This window comes from Bacillus sp. HY001 (assembly GCF_007558965.1).
Classification (GTDB): domain Bacteria; phylum Bacillota; class Bacilli; order Bacillales; family Bacillaceae_G; genus Bacillus_A; species Bacillus_A mobilis.
Genome location: NZ_VLTE01000021.1, coordinates 87,256 through 103,757, shown reverse-complemented (window position 1 = coordinate 103,757; position 16,502 = coordinate 87,256). Strand labels below are relative to the sequence as shown.

General features: G+C 37.7%; 16 protein-coding genes. All 16 read left to right on the top strand.

Annotated elements, in window-relative coordinates; genetic code table 11:
- The first annotated feature begins 15 nt into the window (after window positions 1–15).
- The 16 genes from FOT98_RS12335 to cdsA all read left to right on the top strand — a co-directional run bounded on the left by FOT98_RS12335 (window position 16) and on the right by cdsA (window position 16,483).
- Window positions 16–789: a ribonuclease HII gene (locus FOT98_RS12335; protein ID WP_063260420.1), complete on the top strand. Its 774-nt coding sequence runs from the start codon at window positions 16–18 to the stop codon at window positions 787–789.
- A gap of 194 nt (window positions 790–983) precedes the next feature.
- Window positions 984–2,144: an ADP-forming succinate--CoA ligase subunit beta gene (gene sucC / locus FOT98_RS12330; protein WP_001020792.1), complete on the top strand. Its 1,161-nt coding sequence runs from the start codon at window positions 984–986 to the stop codon at window positions 2,142–2,144.
- A gap of 19 nt (window positions 2,145–2,163) precedes the next feature.
- Window positions 2,164–3,066, top strand: a complete 903-nt coding sequence (sucD, locus tag FOT98_RS12325) for a succinate--CoA ligase subunit alpha (protein WP_000115178.1) — start codon at window positions 2,164–2,166, stop codon at window positions 3,064–3,066.
- 87 nt (window positions 3,067–3,153) lie between these two features.
- Complete coding sequence (gene dprA / locus FOT98_RS12320; protein WP_063260419.1) at window positions 3,154–4,023, top strand: DNA-processing protein DprA; 870 nt, start codon at window positions 3,154–3,156, stop codon at window positions 4,021–4,023.
- Window positions 4,024–4,167: 144 nt separating this feature from the next.
- Window positions 4,168–6,246: a type I DNA topoisomerase gene (topA, locus tag FOT98_RS12315; RefSeq protein ID WP_063260418.1), complete on the top strand. Its 2,079-nt coding sequence runs from the start codon at window positions 4,168–4,170 to the stop codon at window positions 6,244–6,246.
- A gap of 48 nt (window positions 6,247–6,294) precedes the next feature.
- The gene (trmFO, locus tag FOT98_RS12310) at window positions 6,295–7,599 is read left to right on the top strand and encodes an FADH(2)-oxidizing methylenetetrahydrofolate--tRNA-(uracil(54)-C(5))-methyltransferase TrmFO (RefSeq protein WP_063260417.1); all 1,305 of its coding nucleotides are present in this window, start codon (window positions 6,295–6,297) and stop codon (window positions 7,597–7,599) included.
- A 65-nt stretch (window positions 7,600–7,664) separates the two neighbouring features.
- Window positions 7,665–8,564: a tyrosine recombinase XerC gene (xerC, locus tag FOT98_RS12305; RefSeq protein WP_063260416.1), complete on the top strand. Its 900-nt coding sequence runs from the start codon at window positions 7,665–7,667 to the stop codon at window positions 8,562–8,564.
- Window positions 8,565–8,606: 42 nt separating this feature from the next.
- The gene (hslV, locus tag FOT98_RS12300) at window positions 8,607–9,149 is read left to right on the top strand and encodes an ATP-dependent protease proteolytic subunit HslV (protein WP_000526271.1); all 543 of its coding nucleotides are present in this window, start codon (window positions 8,607–8,609) and stop codon (window positions 9,147–9,149) included.
- 22 nt (window positions 9,150–9,171) lie between these two features.
- Window positions 9,172–10,563 (top strand): ATP-dependent protease ATPase subunit HslU, encoded by a 1,392-nt coding sequence (hslU, locus tag FOT98_RS12295; RefSeq protein WP_061678204.1) that lies wholly within the window; start codon window positions 9,172–9,174, stop codon window positions 10,561–10,563.
- Window positions 10,564–10,640: 77 nt separating this feature from the next.
- Window positions 10,641–11,420, top strand: coding sequence for a GTP-sensing pleiotropic transcriptional regulator CodY (codY, locus tag FOT98_RS12290; RefSeq protein WP_000421290.1), 780 nt, complete (start codon window positions 10,641–10,643; stop codon window positions 11,418–11,420).
- Window positions 11,421–11,770: 350 nt separating this feature from the next.
- Window positions 11,771–12,472 carry a 30S ribosomal protein S2 gene (rpsB, locus tag FOT98_RS12285; protein WP_000111485.1) on the top strand — a complete coding sequence of 234 codons (702 nt, stop codon included), beginning with the start codon at window positions 11,771–11,773 and terminating at the stop codon, window positions 12,470–12,472.
- A gap of 103 nt (window positions 12,473–12,575) precedes the next feature.
- Window positions 12,576–13,463, top strand: a complete 888-nt coding sequence (gene tsf / locus FOT98_RS12280; RefSeq protein ID WP_001018583.1) for a translation elongation factor Ts — start codon at window positions 12,576–12,578, stop codon at window positions 13,461–13,463.
- 66 nt (window positions 13,464–13,529) lie between these two features.
- Complete coding sequence (gene pyrH / locus FOT98_RS12275; RefSeq protein WP_000042667.1) at window positions 13,530–14,252, top strand: UMP kinase; 723 nt, start codon at window positions 13,530–13,532, stop codon at window positions 14,250–14,252.
- Window positions 14,253–14,254: 2 nt separating this feature from the next.
- On the top strand, window positions 14,255–14,812 hold the full coding sequence (gene frr / locus FOT98_RS12270; protein WP_000531505.1) for a ribosome recycling factor: 558 nt from the start codon (window positions 14,255–14,257) through the stop codon (window positions 14,810–14,812).
- A gap of 85 nt (window positions 14,813–14,897) precedes the next feature.
- Window positions 14,898–15,674 (top strand): undecaprenyl pyrophosphate synthase, encoded by a 777-nt coding sequence (gene uppS, locus FOT98_RS12265; RefSeq protein WP_000971311.1) that lies wholly within the window; start codon window positions 14,898–14,900, stop codon window positions 15,672–15,674.
- Between the two features lie 17 nt (window positions 15,675–15,691).
- A complete protein-coding gene (cdsA, locus tag FOT98_RS12260) occupies window positions 15,692–16,483 on the top strand; it encodes a phosphatidate cytidylyltransferase (RefSeq protein WP_061678202.1) in 792 nt (263 codons plus the stop codon).
- Window positions 16,484–16,502: the final 19 nt, after the last annotated feature.

Here is a 16,502-nt window from a genome sequence, read left to right as displayed (position 1 = left end):
AAGGGAGTGGCATGAATGCAAAAAGTGACTATTCAAGAAGCGGAACGTTTACTGCATGAAATAATGAGTGAAGAAGATGATCGCTTTCAACTATTAATGAAAGACGAGCGAAAAGGGATACAAAAGCTCATTTTGAAGTGGCATAAACAAAAAGAATTAGTGCAGAAAGAAAAAGAAAAGTTTTTCGAGATGTCTAGGTACGAGATTGCATTACGTGAAAAAGGGCTCACACTTATCGCGGGTATAGATGAAGTAGGGCGTGGGCCACTAGCTGGGCCTGTCGTGACAGCAGCTGTTGTCCTTCCGGAAGATTTTTATATTCCAGGGTTAAATGACTCGAAAAAGCTGAGTGAGGCGAAGCGAGAGCGTTTTTATGATGAAATCAAAGCACAAGCAATTGCAATTGGAGTTGGAATTGTATCACCACAAATGATTGATGAGATAAATATTTATCAAGCGACGAAACAAGCGATGTTAGATGCTGTTGCGAATTTATCTTGTGCACCAGAATATTTATTAATTGATGCGATGAAACTTCCTACACCAATTCCGCAAACATCCATCATTAAAGGTGATGAGAAAAGTATTTCTATTTCAGCTGCATCCATTATTGCGAAGGTAACGAGAGATCGTATGATGAAAGAACTTGGAGAAAAGTATCCTGCATATGGATTTGAACAACATATGGGATATGGTACAAAACAACATTTAGAAGCGATTGAAGCGCATGGAGTATTAGAAGAACATCGGAAATCGTTTGCACCAATTAAAGATATGATTCAAAAATAAGCTGCGAATATGCAGCTTATTTTTTTATTTTGGTATATGAACATTACTATTTTCAAAAAAGAATAAAGCGATTTCAGTTTTCTGACACTTTATTGTAGACAGCGTGCCAATCATCATATACAATGGCAATGTAATGTTTTTTAAACATTAAAAAACTTTTCGAGTAAAACAGGAAAACAGGGGAGGATGGGACCATGAATATCCATGAGTACCAAGGTAAGGCAGTCCTTAGAAGCTATGGGGTTAGCGTTCCGAACGGGAAGGTTGCATTTACAGTAGAAGAAGCTGTAGAAGCAGCGAAAGAATTAGGAACGGATGTATGTGTAGTAAAAGCACAAATTCACGCTGGTGGACGCGGCAAAGCTGGCGGAGTAAAAGTTGCAAAAAATTTAGATGAAGTTCGTACATATGCAGAGAGCATTTTAGGAACTACACTTGTGACACATCAAACAGGTCCTGAAGGTAAGGAAGTAAAACGCTTACTTATCGAAGAAGGTTGCGATATTAAAAAAGAATATTATGTTGGTCTAGTTTTAGATCGTGCAACTTCTCAAGTTGTTTTAATGGCATCTGAAGAAGGTGGAACAGAAATTGAAGAAGTAGCAGAACAAACACCTGAAAAGATCTTTAAAGAATATATTGATCCAGCAGTAGGCTTACAAGGCTTCCAAGCGCGTCGAATCGCATTTAACATCAATATTCCAAAAGAGCTTGTAGGACAAGCTGTGAAGTTTATGATGGGCTTATACCGTGCGTTTATCGAAAAAGATTGCTCTATCGCGGAGATTAATCCACTTGTTACAACAGGTGACGGTAAAGTTATGGCATTAGATGCAAAATTAAACTTTGATTCTAATGCTTTATATCGCAATAAAGACATTTTAGAACTTCGTGATCTTGATGAAGAAGATTCAAAAGAAATTGAAGCTTCTAAATATGACTTAAACTATATTCCATTAGATGGAAATATCGGTTGTATGGTTAATGGTGCAGGTTTAGCGATGGCTACAATGGATATCATTAAACATTACCATGGCGATCCAGCTAACTTCTTAGATGTTGGTGGCGGTGCAACAGCTGAAAAAGTTACAGAAGCATTCAAAATTATCCTTTCTGACAAAAATGTAAAAGGTATCTTTGTTAACATTTTTGGTGGCATTATGAAGTGTGATGTTATCGCAGAAGGTGTTATTGAAGCGACGAAACAAGTAGGTCTTGAATTGCCTTTAGTTGTACGTCTTGAAGGTACAAACGTAGAGTTAGGTAAGAAGATTTTAAATGAGTCTGGCTTAAATATTGTTGCAGCAGAATCTATGGCAGACGGTGCACAAAAAATTGTTTCACTAGTGGGCTAATAGAAAGCGGGGGAGAAAAATGAGCGTATTAGTTAATAAAGATACAAAAGTTATTGTTCAAGGTATTACAGGTTCTCAAGGATTATTCCACACAAAACAAATGATTGAATACGGTACGAAAATTGTCGGTGGTGTAACGCCAGGTAAAGGTGGCACTGATATTGAAGGTGTACCAGTATTTGATACTGTAGAAGATGCAGTGAAAGCAACAGGCGCAAATGCTTCAGTTGTATACGTTCCACCCGCTTTTGCGGCTGATGCAATTATGGAAGCAGTTGATGCAGAAATCGATTTAGTAGTATGTATTACTGAAGGAATTCCTGTATTAGATATGGTAAACGTAAAGAGATATATGGCAGGTAAACATACACGTTTACTTGGACCAAACTGTCCTGGTGTTATTACGCCTGATGAATGCAAAATTGGTATTATGCCAGGTTACATTCATAAAAAAGGCCATGTAGGTATCGTATCTCGCTCTGGTACATTAACGTATGAGGCTGTACATCAGTTAACACAAGAAGGTATTGGCCAATCTACTGCGGTAGGTATCGGTGGGGACCCAGTTAACGGTACGGACTTTATTGATGCGTTAAAAGCATTTAATGAAGATGAAGAAACGCATGCTGTAATTATGATTGGTGAAATCGGTGGTACAGCGGAAGAAGAGGCAGCTGAATGGGTGAAAGCTAATATGACAAAACCTGTTGTAGGCTTCATTGGTGGCCAAACAGCGCCTGCAGGCAAACGTATGGGCCATGCTGGTGCAATCATTTCTGGTGGTAAAGGAACTGCTGCTGAAAAGATTAAAACAATGGAAGCTTGTGGTATTAAAGTAGCGGAAACTCCAGCGGTTATGGGCGAAACGCTAATCTCTGTCTTAAAAGAAAAAGGTCTATTTGAGACTTGTAAAAACTACTAATCTGTTGAAAGACACCTTCTTGTTTGAAGGTGTCTTTTTACGTAATTCTTGTTTACATAATAAAAATTATGGGTAAGGAGAATTAATATGAAAAGAGAACGATTATTACACCTTCATTATTTTTTAGCAGATCATTGGAAGGCGATGGAAAGACTACTATATGTTGATCCTGAATTGAAGGGAATATACACTTTTAATGCAGCACAAATGGAATACTACACTGGAATATCCTCGAAAAAATCTTCAGAATTAGTACGTTTTCTTCAAAGTTCAAATCTCTCGCAATATATATCTTATTTAGAGAAAAATCGAATCTTTTATATGACTATCTGTGATGAAGATTATCCACAATTATTACGTGAAATACAAGATCCGCCCTTTGTGTTATATGGAAAAGGTGAGAAGGATTTTCTCAATAAGGCGAATAAATTAGCGGTTATTGGAACGAGAGAACCGACTTTATATGGGCATGAGAGTTTACAATTTATTTTACACCCATTATTAGAAAGAGAATGGCTTATTGTCAGTGGGTTTGCAAGAGGGATAGATACAATGGCTCATGAAATTACAGTAAGACGGCATTGTCCGACTATTGCAATACTAGGACATGGATTATCGTATATGTATCCAAAAGAGAATAGACATTTATATGAAACATGGAATGAATATATATTGTTATTAACAGAGTATCCGCTGCACTATGCACCGAAAAAATGGTATTTTCCAAAAAGGAACCGAATCATTAGTGGTATAAGTAAAGGTGTTTTAGTTGTAGAAGCGAAATCAAGAAGTGGAACACTTATTACTGCGGACCTTGCTTTAGAGCAAAATAGAGAGGTATTTGCACTTCCTGGACCTATATTTATAGATAGTGCATCAGGAACGAATCATCTAATTCAACAAGGAGCAAAACTAGTAAGAAATGCAGAAGATATCTTGGAAGAGATTTTAAATTAACCTTATATTTTCATGTTTTTATTAAACAATTATTGACAAATGGTAGAAAGGCACTGTATGGTATATTCATTCTTGATTGACAAAAACAAGAGAAATCAATAAGATTGATGAAGACTTGAATCCACCTCTTAAGGAGGCACTAGCATGTCAGATTACCTCGTAATCGTGGAGTCGCCTTCTAAGGCGAAGACCATTGAGAAATATTTAGGGAAAAAATACAAAGTTGTCGCGTCTATGGGACACGTTCGCGATTTACCTAAAAGCCAAATGGGGATAGAAGTAAAGAACAACTTCACCCCGAAGTATATTACCATTCGTGGTAAAGGTCCCGTCTTAAAAGATTTAAAATCAGCGGCAAAAAAAGCAAAGAAAGTCTATCTCGCGGCCGATCCAGACCGCGAAGGGGAAGCAATTGCTTGGCATTTAGCCAATACGTTAAATGTGGACGTTGAATCAGATTGCCGAGTTGTGTTTAATGAGATTACAAAAGATGCAATAAAAGAATCATTTAAACATCCTCGTGCGATTAATATGGATTTAGTAGATGCACAACAAGCAAGACGTATACTAGATCGTCTTGTGGGTTACAATATTAGTCCTTTATTATGGAAGAAAGTAAAAAAAGGATTAAGTGCAGGACGCGTACAATCTGTAGCAGTTCGTTTAATTATCGAACGTGAAAAAGAAATTCAAATCTTTGAGCCTGAAGAATTCTGGACAATCAAGACAGAATTTGTGAAGGGGAAAGACACATTTGAAGCAAGTTTTTACGGTGTAGATGGTGAAAAAGTTCAATTAACGAATGAAACGCAAGTGAATGAAATAATTGAACAGATGAAAGATAATGCGTTTTCAGTTGAAAATGTAACGCGAAAAGAGCGAAAACGTAATCCTGCATTACCGTTTACAACATCTTCCTTGCAACAAGAGGCAGCTCGTAAGTTAAACATGCGAGCAAAGAAAACAATGATGCTCGCGCAGCAATTGTATGAAGGGATAGATCTTGGTAAGCAAGGAACTGTAGGTCTTATTACGTATATGAGAACTGACTCAACACGTATCTCAGAAACAGCTCAAACAGAGGCGCGTACTTACATTACAGAGGCGTTTGGTGCGGAATACATAGGAACAGAAAAGAAGAAAGAAACGAAAAAGTCGAACGCACAAGATGCGCATGAGGCAATTCGTCCTACTTCGGTAATGAGAAGGCCAGAGGAACTAAAGGGTTTCTTAAGTCGTGATCAACTTCGGTTGTATAAACTGATTTGGGAGCGATTTGTTGCAAGTCAAATGGCGTCTGCTATAATGGATACTGTGACAGCTAGACTCATTAATAACAATGTTCAGTTCCGTGCAAGTGGATCGGTTGTAAAGTTTCCAGGATTTATGAAAGTGTATGTAGAGTCGAAAGATGACGGGGCTGAAGAAAAGGATAAAATGTTGCCACCTTTAGAAGTAGGGGAAACGGTATTTTCGAAGGATTTAGAACCGAAGCAACACTTTACACAACCTCCGCCGCGCTATACAGAGGCGCGTCTAGTAAGAACACTTGAAGAGCTTGGAATTGGAAGACCATCGACTTACGTACCGACACTTGAAACGATTCAAAAACGTGGATACGTAGGTTTGGATAATAAACGCTTTGTTCCAACTGAACTTGGTGAAATAGTAATTGAACTTATTTTAGAGTTTTTCCCAGAAATTATTAACATTGAATTTACTGCTAACATGGAGCAAAGTCTTGATGAAGTAGAAGAAGGAAATGCGAATTGGGTAAAAATTGTTGATGATTTCTACGTAGGCTTTGAACCGCGTTTAGAAAAAGCGGAAAAAGAAATGCGTGAAGTGGAAATTAAAGATGAACCAGCTGGGGAAGACTGTGAATTGTGTGATCACCCAATGGTCTTTAAAATGGGTAAATACGGGAAATTTATGGCTTGTTCGAATTTCCCAGATTGTCGTAATACAAAACCGATTGTGAAAGAAATCGGTGTTACTTGTCCGAAGTGTGATAAAGGTCAAATTATTGAACGCCGTAGTAATAAAAAGAAACGTCTTTTCTATGGATGCGGTACGTATCCAGAGTGTGACTTTGTATCTTGGGATAAACCAATTGGTCGTAAATGTCCGAAGTGCGAAGGTATGCTTGTAGAGAAGAAGTTGAAAAAAGGCGTGCAAGTACAATGTATTTCGTGTGATTATGAAGAAGAACAACAAATGTGAGCGTAACTGCTCACATTTTTTTCGGGAAGAAAAGGAAAGGTGATTAATATGACAACACAAGTAGTAAACGTCATTGGCGCAGGTCTTGCAGGAAGTGAAGCAACTTACCAAATTGCAAAACGTGGTGTCCAAGTAAAATTATATGAAATGAGACCAGTAAGGCAAACACCAGCTCATCACACAGATAAATTTGCAGAGTTAGTATGCAGTAACTCGCTTCGCGCAAACACATTAACAAACGCTGTTGGTGTTATTAAAGAAGAAATGCGTCTAATGGACTCTGTTATTATTCGTGCAGCTGATGAGTGCTCTGTACCAGCAGGAGGGGCTTTAGCTGTAGATCGTCATGAATTTGCGGCAAAGGTAACGGAGTATGTGAAAAACCATCCGAACGTAACTGTGATGAATGAAGAAATTACTGAAATTCCAGAAGGGCCTACTGTTATCGCGACAGGTCCACTTACGTCTCCTGATCTTGCTGCACAATTAAAAGAATTAACAGGTGAAGATTATTTTTATTTCTATGATGCTGCAGCACCGATTGTTGAGAAAGACAGCATTGATATGAATAAAGTATATTTAAAATCTCGTTACGATAAAGGTGAAGCTGCATATTTAAACTGCCCAATGACGGAAGAGGAATTTGACCGTTTTTACGAGGCTTTAATTGCTGCTGAAACAGTACCTTTAAAAGAATTTGAAAAAGAAATTTTCTTTGAGGGTTGTATGCCAGTAGAAGTTATGGCAAGTAGGGGAAGACAGACGTTAGTATTTGGACCAATGAAACCTGTTGGATTAGAAGATCCGAAAACAGGGAAAACGCCATATGCTGTTGTTCAGTTACGTCAAGATGATGCAGCAGGAACGTTATACAATATCGTAGGTTTCCAAACGCATTTAAAGTGGGGACCACAAAAAGAAGTGTTACAGTTGATTCCAGGACTGGAAAACGCAGAGATTGTACGTTATGGTGTAATGCATCGTAATACGTTTATTAATTCACCTAACTTACTTCGTCCAACATATCAATATAAACAACGTGATGATTTATTCTTCGCTGGTCAAATGACTGGAGTAGAGGGATATGTTGAATCGGCAGCATCAGGATTACTAGCAGGTATTAACGCTGCTCGACTTGTGAAAGGTGAAGAGCCGGTTGTATTACCATCTGTAACTGCAATGGGAAGTATGGCGAATTATATTACTGCGACAAATGCGAAAAACTTCCAACCAATGAATGCAAACTTCGGTCTGTTTGCACCGTTAGAGAAGAAAATTAAGAAAAAAGCAGAACGAAATGAAGCCTATGCAACACGCGCTTTAGAAACAATTCAAAATTTTGTAAATATTTAGTTAAATTTCTTGCAAAGGCTACTAAGTTGTGATACGATTTAGTAGCCTTTATTGAGGTGAATTGTGTGAATGTGAAGAAATTGTTACAATTATTCGTTGGATATTTACAAATTGAAAGAAATTATTCAAAATATACAATTGCAAGTTATCAAAATGATTTAGAACATTTTGTGCAATTTATGGAACGAGAAGGCATATCCTCTTTTTTAGATGTTACATACGCGGATGTTCGTTTGTACTTAACGACGTTGCACGATGAAAAGTTAGCCCGTAAATCTGTCGCGAGAAAAGTATCAAGCCTACGAAGTTTATATCGTTTTTTGATGCGTGAAGGTTATCGGAAAGATAATCCGTTTGCACTTGCGTCACTCCCCAAAAAAGAATTGTCAATCCCAAAGTTTTTATATGCTGAAGAATTAGAGGAATTGTTTGAAGTTTCTGATACGGAAACGCCGCTAGGTCAAAGGAATCAAGCTTTATTAGAATTGATGTATGCGACTGGAATCCGTGTGAGTGAATGTGTCAATTTACAACTTACCGATATTGACTTCGCGGTGGGAACAATTTTAGTAATGGGAAAAGGAAAAAAACAAAGGTATATTCCGTTCGGAAGCTATGCGCAAGATGCTTTAATTACTTATATAGAGAACGGGAGAAAACAGTTAGCTCGCAAAACTGAAGAACACTCTCATATGGTATTTTTAAATGCGAAAGGCACGCCGCTAACAAGTCGAGGGGTACGCTATGTATTAAACGAACTCATTAAGAAAGCTTCACTGACAATGCGGATCAGTCCCCATATGTTAAGGCATACATTTGCTACACATATGTTAGATGAAGGGGCAGATTTGCGTACTGTACAGGAGCTACTCGGTCATGAGAATTTGTCGACGACACAAATTTATACGCATGTCTCTAAAGAAAGATTGCGTTCGGTCTACATGAAGCATCACCCACGGGCATAAATTGCTTTTAAAGCTATAAAAACATATAAAGGAGTTTTTTCTATGGGGAATTTCCACGCTACAACGATATTTGCAGTTCATCATAATGGAGAATGTGCAATGGCTGGAGATGGCCAGGTGACGATGGGAAATGCAGTTGTAATGAAACATACAGCTCGTAAAGTCCGTAAACTTTTCCAAGGGAAAGTTTTAGCTGGCTTTGCAGGTTCCGTTGCTGACGCATTTACTCTTTTTGAAATGTTTGAAGGAAAATTAGAAGAGTACAATGGAAACTTGCAGCGTGCTGCAGTTGAGATGGCAAAACAATGGCGTGGCGACAAAATGTTACGTCAACTAGAAGCGATGCTCATTGTCATGGATAAAACAACTATGCTTCTTGTTTCAGGTACAGGAGAAGTAATCGAACCAGATGATGGTATTTTAGCGATTGGATCTGGTGGGAATTATGCGCTTTCTGCAGGTCGTGCTTTAAAACAATATGCAAGTGAACATTTAACAGCGAAGCAAATTGCGAAAGCGAGTTTAGACATTGCTGGCGATATTTGTGTTTATACAAACCACAATATAATTGTGGAAGAATTGTAGAATCGTAAGGGAGGCATTTTATATGCATTTACATTTTACTCCGCGTCAAATTGTGGAAAAATTAGATCAATACATTATCGGTCAAAAAGATGCGAAGAAAGCGGTTGCTGTAGCTTTAAGAAATCGATATCGTCGAAGTAAATTAGCTGAAAATCTACGTGATGAAATTGCGCCTAAAAATATTTTAATGATTGGACCAACGGGTGTTGGTAAAACAGAGGTAGCACGACGAATGGCGAAACTCGTTGGAGCACCTTTTATTAAGGTTGAAGCTACGAAATTTACAGAAGTTGGATATGTAGGTAGAGATGTAGAATCGATGGTACGTGACCTTGTGGAAACGTCAGTTCGTATCGTGAAAGAAGAAATGGTAGTTAAAGTACAAGATAAAGCAGAAGAACAAGCGAACCAACGTCTTGTAGAAATTTTAGTGCCGAGTCCAGAGAAACAATCTGGATTTAAAAACCCATTAGAAATGCTATTTGGTGGTGCTCAAAATTCGAATCAAACATCTGATGCACAGGAAGATGTTGAAATCGAAAAGAAACGTCAAGATGTGGAAAGAAAGCTTGCTGCAGGACTTCTTGAAGATGAAATTGTATCGATTGAAGTGACTGAGCAACAGTCTTCCATGTTCGATATGTTACAAGGAACTGGCATGGAACAAATGGGGATGAATTTCCAAGATGCATTAGGAAGTTTTATGCCGAAAAAAACAAAAAAACGTAAACTTTCTGTAAAAGAAGCAAGAAAACTCTTGACAAATGAGGAAGCACAGCGCTTAATTGATATGGATGAAGTTACACAAGAGGCTGTTTATCGTGCTGAACAGCTCGGGATTATTTTTATCGATGAAATTGACAAAATTGCTGGTAAGCAGTCGAATAGCGTAGATGTATCACGTGAAGGTGTGCAACGTGACATTCTGCCGATTGTAGAAGGATCGAATGTTGCGACAAAATACGGATCAGTAAAAACGGATTATATTTTATTCGTTGCAGCTGGAGCGTTTCATATGTCTAAACCGTCGGATTTAATTCCGGAACTGCAAGGGAGATTTCCGATTCGAGTAGAATTAACAAAATTATCGACAGATGATTTTGTTAAAATATTAATCGAGCCTGACAATGCGTTAATTAAACAATATATGGCTTTATTAGCGACTGAAGGTATAGAAATTGAATTTTCAGACGAAGCTATTCGTAAGATTGCTGAGATTGCTTATCAAGTTAATCAGGATACAGATAATATTGGAGCAAGAAGACTTCATACGATTATGGAGAAGCTCCTTGAAGATTTATCGTTTGAAGCATCTGAAATTACGTTAGAGAAAATAACGATAACGCCTCAGTACGTTGAGGAGAAATTAGCAACGATTGCTAAAAATAAAGATGTGAGCCAGTTTATTTTGTAATTGTGTCATCAGGTGACTCGCCCTAGTTTCCAAGTGATGAAAAAATATGTGAGTAACATGTAGGAGGAACTTTTGAAATGGAATTATTAGCAAAAACAAGAAAATTAAATGCGTTATTACAGAGCGCAGCAGGAAAGCCTGTAAACTTTAGAGAAATGTCTGACACAATGTGTGAAGTAATCGAAGCGAACGTATTCGTAGTAAGTCGTCGTGGTAAATTACTAGGTTATGCAATTCACCAACAAATTGAGAATGAGCGTATGAAACAAATGCTTGCAGAGCGTCAATTCCCGGAAGAATACACACAAAGCTTATTCAACATTACAGAAACATCTTCTAACTTAGATGTAAACAGTGCTTACACAGCATTCCCAGTAGAAAATAGAGAATTATTCGGTCAAGGTTTAACTACAATCGTACCAATCGTTGGTGGCGGTGAGCGTCTAGGTACATTAGTATTAGCTCGTCTTGGTCAAGAGTTCTTAGACGATGATTTAATCCTTGCTGAATACAGTTCAACTGTAGTAGGTATGGAAATCTTACGTGAAAAAGCGGAAGAAATCGAAGAGGAAGCACGTAGTAAAGCTGTTGTTCAAATGGCGATTAGCTCATTATCTTACAGTGAGTTAGAAGCAATTGAGCATATCTTCGAAGAATTAAATGGAACAGAAGGTTTACTAGTTGCAAGTAAAATTGCTGATCGCGTAGGAATTACTCGTTCTGTAATCGTAAATGCATTACGTAAATTAGAAAGTGCTGGTGTTATTGAGTCTCGCTCTTTAGGTATGAAAGGAACATACATTAAAGTGCTAAACGACAAGTTTCTACAGGAACTTGCTAAATTAAAAACAAACTAATTTATAAAACTCTCCTCATTTTTTGAGGAGAGTTTTTTGTGTATAAAAGATTGCTGGTGTTGGCAAGTAGCGTCATAATCGTGTTTTTCGGAAAAGCTATGAATTGTATTTCATTTCTTTGCTTAAAAGAAATACAGGTTGGTAATACTAGAATTCGAGTGTGAACAAAGAAAGTTTTACATTCTTCGCATTTTCGACTTGATTGTAATATTTCAGTATGATATAGTAAGCAGTGGTGTCAGTACAAAGTACACACGTTTACTGATTTAAGTGTTGGTGCTACGTTTGTAGTTTCGCTTAGAGATGAAGTAAACGGAGGATATCAAAAACCATTTAGGAGGAACTATATTATGTCAGTAATTTCTATGAAGCAATTGCTTGAAGCTGGTGTTCATTTCGGACATCAAACTCGTCGTTGGAACCCAAAAATGAAGCGTTACATTTTCACAGAGCGTAACGGTATCTACATCATCGACTTACAAAAAACTGTGAAAAAAGTTGAGGAAGCTTACAGAACGATGCGCGACATCGCTGCTGAAGGTGGAGACATCTTATTCGTAGGTACTAAAAAACAAGCACAAGAAGCTATTAAAGAAGAAGCAACTCGTGCTGGTATGTACTTCGTTAACCAACGTTGGTTAGGTGGAACTTTAACAAACTTCCAAACAATCCAAAAACGTATCAAGCGTCTTAAAGACATCGAAAGAATGCAAGAAGATGGTACTTTCGAAGTACTTCCTAAGAAAGAAGTTGTTCAACTTAAAAAAGAGTTAGAGCGTCTTGAGAAATTCTTAGGCGGTATTAAAGATATGAAAGGTCTTCCAAGTGCATTATTCGTAGTAGACCCTCGTAAAGAGCGTATTGCAGTTGCTGAAGCACGCAAATTACACATTCCAATCATCGGTATCGTTGATACAAACTGTGATCCAGACGAAATCGATCACGTTATCCCAGCAAACGATGATGCAATTCGTGCTGTAAAACTTCTTACATCTAAAATGGCAGACGCGATCCTTGAAGCAAAACAAGGTGAAGAAACTGTTACTGCGTAACAAAGTTGGAAAGGTGATAAGGGGTTCGGCCTTTTATCACCTTTTTTAAGGTATAAACACCTTTATAAAAGGTATAAATACATATTTTAGGAGGATGAATAGTATGGCAATCACTGCACAAATGGTAAAAGAATTACGTGAAAAAACTGGCGCAGGTATGATGGACTGCAAAAAAGCTTTAACAGAAACTAATGGCGACATGGAGAAGGCAATTGACTTCTTACGTGAAAAAGGTATCGCGAAAGCTGCTAAAAAAGCAGACCGCATCGCTGCTGAAGGTTTAACTTTCATCGAAACAAACGGTAACGAAGCTTTAATCTTAGAATTAAACTCTGAAACTGATTTCGTTGCGAAAAACGAAGGTTTCCAAGCGTTAATTAAAGAATTAGCTGCTCACTTATTAGCTAACAAACCAGCTAACATTGAAGAAGCTATGGCTCAAACAATCGAAGGCGGCAAAACAGTAGAAGAGCACATCAACGAAGCAATCGCTAAAATTGGTGAAAAACTTACACTTCGTCGTTTCGAAATCGTATCAAAAACTGATGCTGATGCATTCGGCGCTTACCTACACATGGGTGGACGTATTGGTGTATTAACAGTTCTTGAAGGTTCTACTGACGAAGCAGCTGCTAAAGATGTAGCAATGCACATCGCAGCAGTTAACCCTAAATACATTGACCGCGATGCTGTAACAGCTGAAGAAGTTGAGCATGAGCGTCAAGTATTAACACAACAAGCTTTAAACGAAGGCAAGCCTGAAAAAATCGTTGCAAAAATGGTTGAAGGCCGTCTTGGCAAATTCTTCGAAGAAATTTGCTTACTTGACCAAGCATTCGTTAAAAACCCTGATATGAAAGTTCGTCAATTCGTTGAGTCTAAAGGCGGAACATTAAAAGGATTCGTTCGCTACGCTGTTGGTGAAGGTATCGAAAAACGCGAAGACAACTTTGCTGAAGAAGTAATGAACCAAGTAAAAGGTAGTAACTAATAAAGATTAGGGAACACATTGTGTTCCCTTTTTTAAAATAAAGATGTAAGCAATTGGAGGTTCATTATGAGTAAACCGAAATATAATCGTGTCGTATTAAAGCTAAGCGGAGAAGCGTTAGCTGGCGAACAAGGATTTGGAATTAACCCATCTGTTATTAAATCAGTTGCGGAACAAGTGAAAGAAATTGCAGAACTTGATGTAGAAGTTGCTGTTGTTGTTGGTGGCGGAAACATTTGGCGTGGAAAAATCGGAAGTGAAATGGGAATGGATCGTGCTGGAGCAGATTACATGGGTATGTTAGCAACAGTTATGAACTCATTAGCTCTTCAAGATAGCCTAGAGAACATTGGAATTCAAACTCGTGTTCAAACTTCAATTGAAATGCGTCAAGTAGCAGAGCCTTACATTCGTCGTAAAGCAGTTCGTCATCTAGAGAAAAAACGTGTTGTGATCTTTGCAGCAGGTACAGGTAACCCGTATTTCTCTACAGATACAACGGCAGCACTACGTGCAGCGGAAATCGAAGCAGACGTTATCTTAATGGCGAAAAACAATGTAGATGGCGTATATAATGCAGATCCATCTCTTGACCCAACAGCTACGAAATACGAAACACTTACTTACTTAGATGTATTAAAAGAAGGTTTAGGTGTAATGGATTCAACAGCTTCTTCTTTATGTATGGACAATGATATTCCATTAATTGTATTCTCTGTTATGGAAAAAGGTAACATTAAACGTGCCGTTTTAGGCGAAAATATTGGAACAGTTGTAAGGGGGAAATAAATATGGGACAACAAGTATTGAAGTCTTCAAATGAAAAAATGGAAAAAGCAGTTGCTGCTTACTCTCGTGAATTGGCAACAGTTCGCGCAGGTCGTGCAAGCTCGTCTGTATTAGATAAAGTACAAGTTGATTACTATGGTGCACCAACACCTGTTGTGCAATTAGCGAACATTACAGTTCCAGAAGCACGTTTACTTGTAATTCAACCGTATGATAAAACTTCTATCGGTGATATCGAAAAAGCAATTTTAAAAGCAGATTTAGGCTTAAACCCTTCTAATGATGGAACTGTAATTCGTATTGCATTCCCTGCATTAACAGAAGAGCGTCGTCGTGATCTTGTTAAAGTTGTGAAAAAATATGCTGAAGAAGCGAAAGTTGCTGTTCGTAACGTACGTCGTGACGGTAACGATGACCTTAAGAAGCTTGAAAAAGCTGGCGAGATTACAGAAGATGATTTAAGAGGATATACTGAAGATATCCAAAAAGAAACAGATAAATATATTGCAAAAGTTGACGAAATCGCAAAAAACAAAGAAAAAGAAATCATGGAAGTGTAATAGCGATACCTTCGCAAATATGACCCTCTTCTTAAGGGGGTCTTTTTACACTTTTAGGCATACGTCTGCTTGCTGGAGGGTATGAATGATGTTTAAAAACTTTCCTTTTTTTAAAAGTAAAAAGGTCGCATCGTTTGATCATCTCGTTGAAAAAGTGAAAAAAGGATATATCCCAGAACATATTGCCATCATTATGGATGGTAATGGAAGATGGGCAAAGAGGAGAGCGATGCCTCGTATTGCGGGACATCATGAAGGCATGCAAGTTGTAAAGAAAATCACAAAATTTGCAAGCAAACTTAATGTAAAAGTATTAACTCTTTATGCTTTTTCAACTGAGAACTGGAAAAGACCTAAAAAGGAAGTTGACTATTTAATGAGGCTTCCAGAAGAATTTCTAGGTACATTTTTACCAGAATTGATTGAAGAGAACGTACAAGTCCGAGTAATAGGACAACAAGATCGTCTTCCTACGCATACACGCAGAGCGATGGAAAAGGCCATGGAAGATACGAAAGAGAATACGGGATTAATTCTTAATTTCGCGTTAAACTATGGAAGTCGAGATGAAATCGTTTCTGCTGTGCAACATATGGTGAAAGATAGTGAGGAAGGAAAAATTCGTGTTGAAGATGTAAGTGAAGAAATGCTTTCTTCCTATTTAATGACGAGTTCTTTACCTGACCCAGAGTTGTTAATCCGTACGAGCGGAGAGCTACGTATTAGTAATTTCATGTTATGGCAAATTGCATATTCGGAATTTTGGTTTACAGATGTGTATTGGCCAGATTTTACCGAGGAGCATTTGCTAAATGCGATTACAGACTTTCAGCATAGAGGGCGCAGATTCGGAGGCGTGTAGAAAGAGAGGGTTTGGTAGTGAAACAGAGAATTATTACTGGAGTGGTTGCTGCCGCGCTATTCATTCCCATCGTAATTTACGGTGGCGTGCCTTTTACGGTTTTAGTGTATGCACTTGCTTCTATAGGTTTATATGAATTAATTCGTATGAATAAGCTTACGCTTATTTCAATACCAACAGTTTTAGCTGCAGTATTATTATGGATTATTTTAATTCCAAGTAGTGCATCAGAACTGTTTACGCAGATTGGATTAGGTAAATTAGAAATCACATTTGTGATTGTTTTATTACTTTTATCATATACAGTCCTTTCTAAGAATACATTTACTTTTGACAATGCTTCATTTTTACTAATGGCAACAGCATATGTTGGAATGGGATTTCTATATTTGAATGAAACGAGAATATTAGGAATTAAATATGTGTTTTGTGCATTATTTGTTATATGGGCTACTGATTCAGGCGCATATTTCGTAGGAAAAGCATTAGGAAAAAGAAAATTATGGCCAGAAATTAGTCCTAATAAAACGATTGAAGGTTCATTAGGCGGCATCGTTTGTGGAATTGTTGTGGCAGTTGTTTATAATATGTTCTTCCCAGTTGAGGCTAATGTAGGGATTTTAATTGTGTTGACAATTATCATTTCTATTTTTGGACAAATTGGCGATTTAGTACAATCTGCATTTAAACGTCATTATGGCGTAAAGGATTCAGGTACGATTTTACCTGGGCATGGTGGTATATTAGATCGAACAGATAGTTGGTTATTTGTTTTACCAATTCTCTACTTCTTATTACAATATAATTAATAAATGAACGAGGGGTTGG

What these genes read in the sequence shown, in the direction of transcription:
- codY (WP_000421290.1), top strand. Translation starts at nt 10,641, where the DNA reads ATGGAATTATTAGCAAAAACAAGAAAATTAAATGCGTTATTACAGAGC.
- frr (WP_000531505.1), top strand. Translation starts at nt 14,255, where the DNA reads ATGGGACAACAAGTATTGAAGTCTTCAAATGAAAAAATGGAAAAAGCA.
- sucD (WP_000115178.1), top strand. Translation starts at nt 2,164, where the DNA reads ATGAGCGTATTAGTTAATAAAGATACAAAAGTTATTGTTCAAGGTATT.
- sucC (WP_001020792.1), top strand. Translation starts at nt 984, where the DNA reads ATGAATATCCATGAGTACCAAGGTAAGGCAGTCCTTAGAAGCTATGGG.
- tsf (WP_001018583.1), top strand. Translation starts at nt 12,576, where the DNA reads ATGGCAATCACTGCACAAATGGTAAAAGAATTACGTGAAAAAACTGGC.
- dprA (WP_063260419.1), top strand. Translation starts at nt 3,154, where the DNA reads ATGAAAAGAGAACGATTATTACACCTTCATTATTTTTTAGCAGATCAT.
- hslU (WP_061678204.1), top strand. Translation starts at nt 9,172, where the DNA reads ATGCATTTACATTTTACTCCGCGTCAAATTGTGGAAAAATTAGATCAA.
- pyrH (WP_000042667.1), top strand. Translation starts at nt 13,530, where the DNA reads ATGAGTAAACCGAAATATAATCGTGTCGTATTAAAGCTAAGCGGAGAA.
- uppS (WP_000971311.1), top strand. Translation starts at nt 14,898, where the DNA reads ATGATGTTTAAAAACTTTCCTTTTTTTAAAAGTAAAAAGGTCGCATCG.
- topA (WP_063260418.1), top strand. Translation starts at nt 4,168, where the DNA reads ATGTCAGATTACCTCGTAATCGTGGAGTCGCCTTCTAAGGCGAAGACC.
- rpsB (WP_000111485.1), top strand. Translation starts at nt 11,771, where the DNA reads ATGTCAGTAATTTCTATGAAGCAATTGCTTGAAGCTGGTGTTCATTTC.
- FOT98_RS12335 (WP_063260420.1), top strand. Translation starts at nt 16, where the DNA reads ATGCAAAAAGTGACTATTCAAGAAGCGGAACGTTTACTGCATGAAATA.
- hslV (WP_000526271.1), top strand. Translation starts at nt 8,607, where the DNA reads ATGGGGAATTTCCACGCTACAACGATATTTGCAGTTCATCATAATGGA.
- trmFO (WP_063260417.1), top strand. Translation starts at nt 6,295, where the DNA reads ATGACAACACAAGTAGTAAACGTCATTGGCGCAGGTCTTGCAGGAAGT.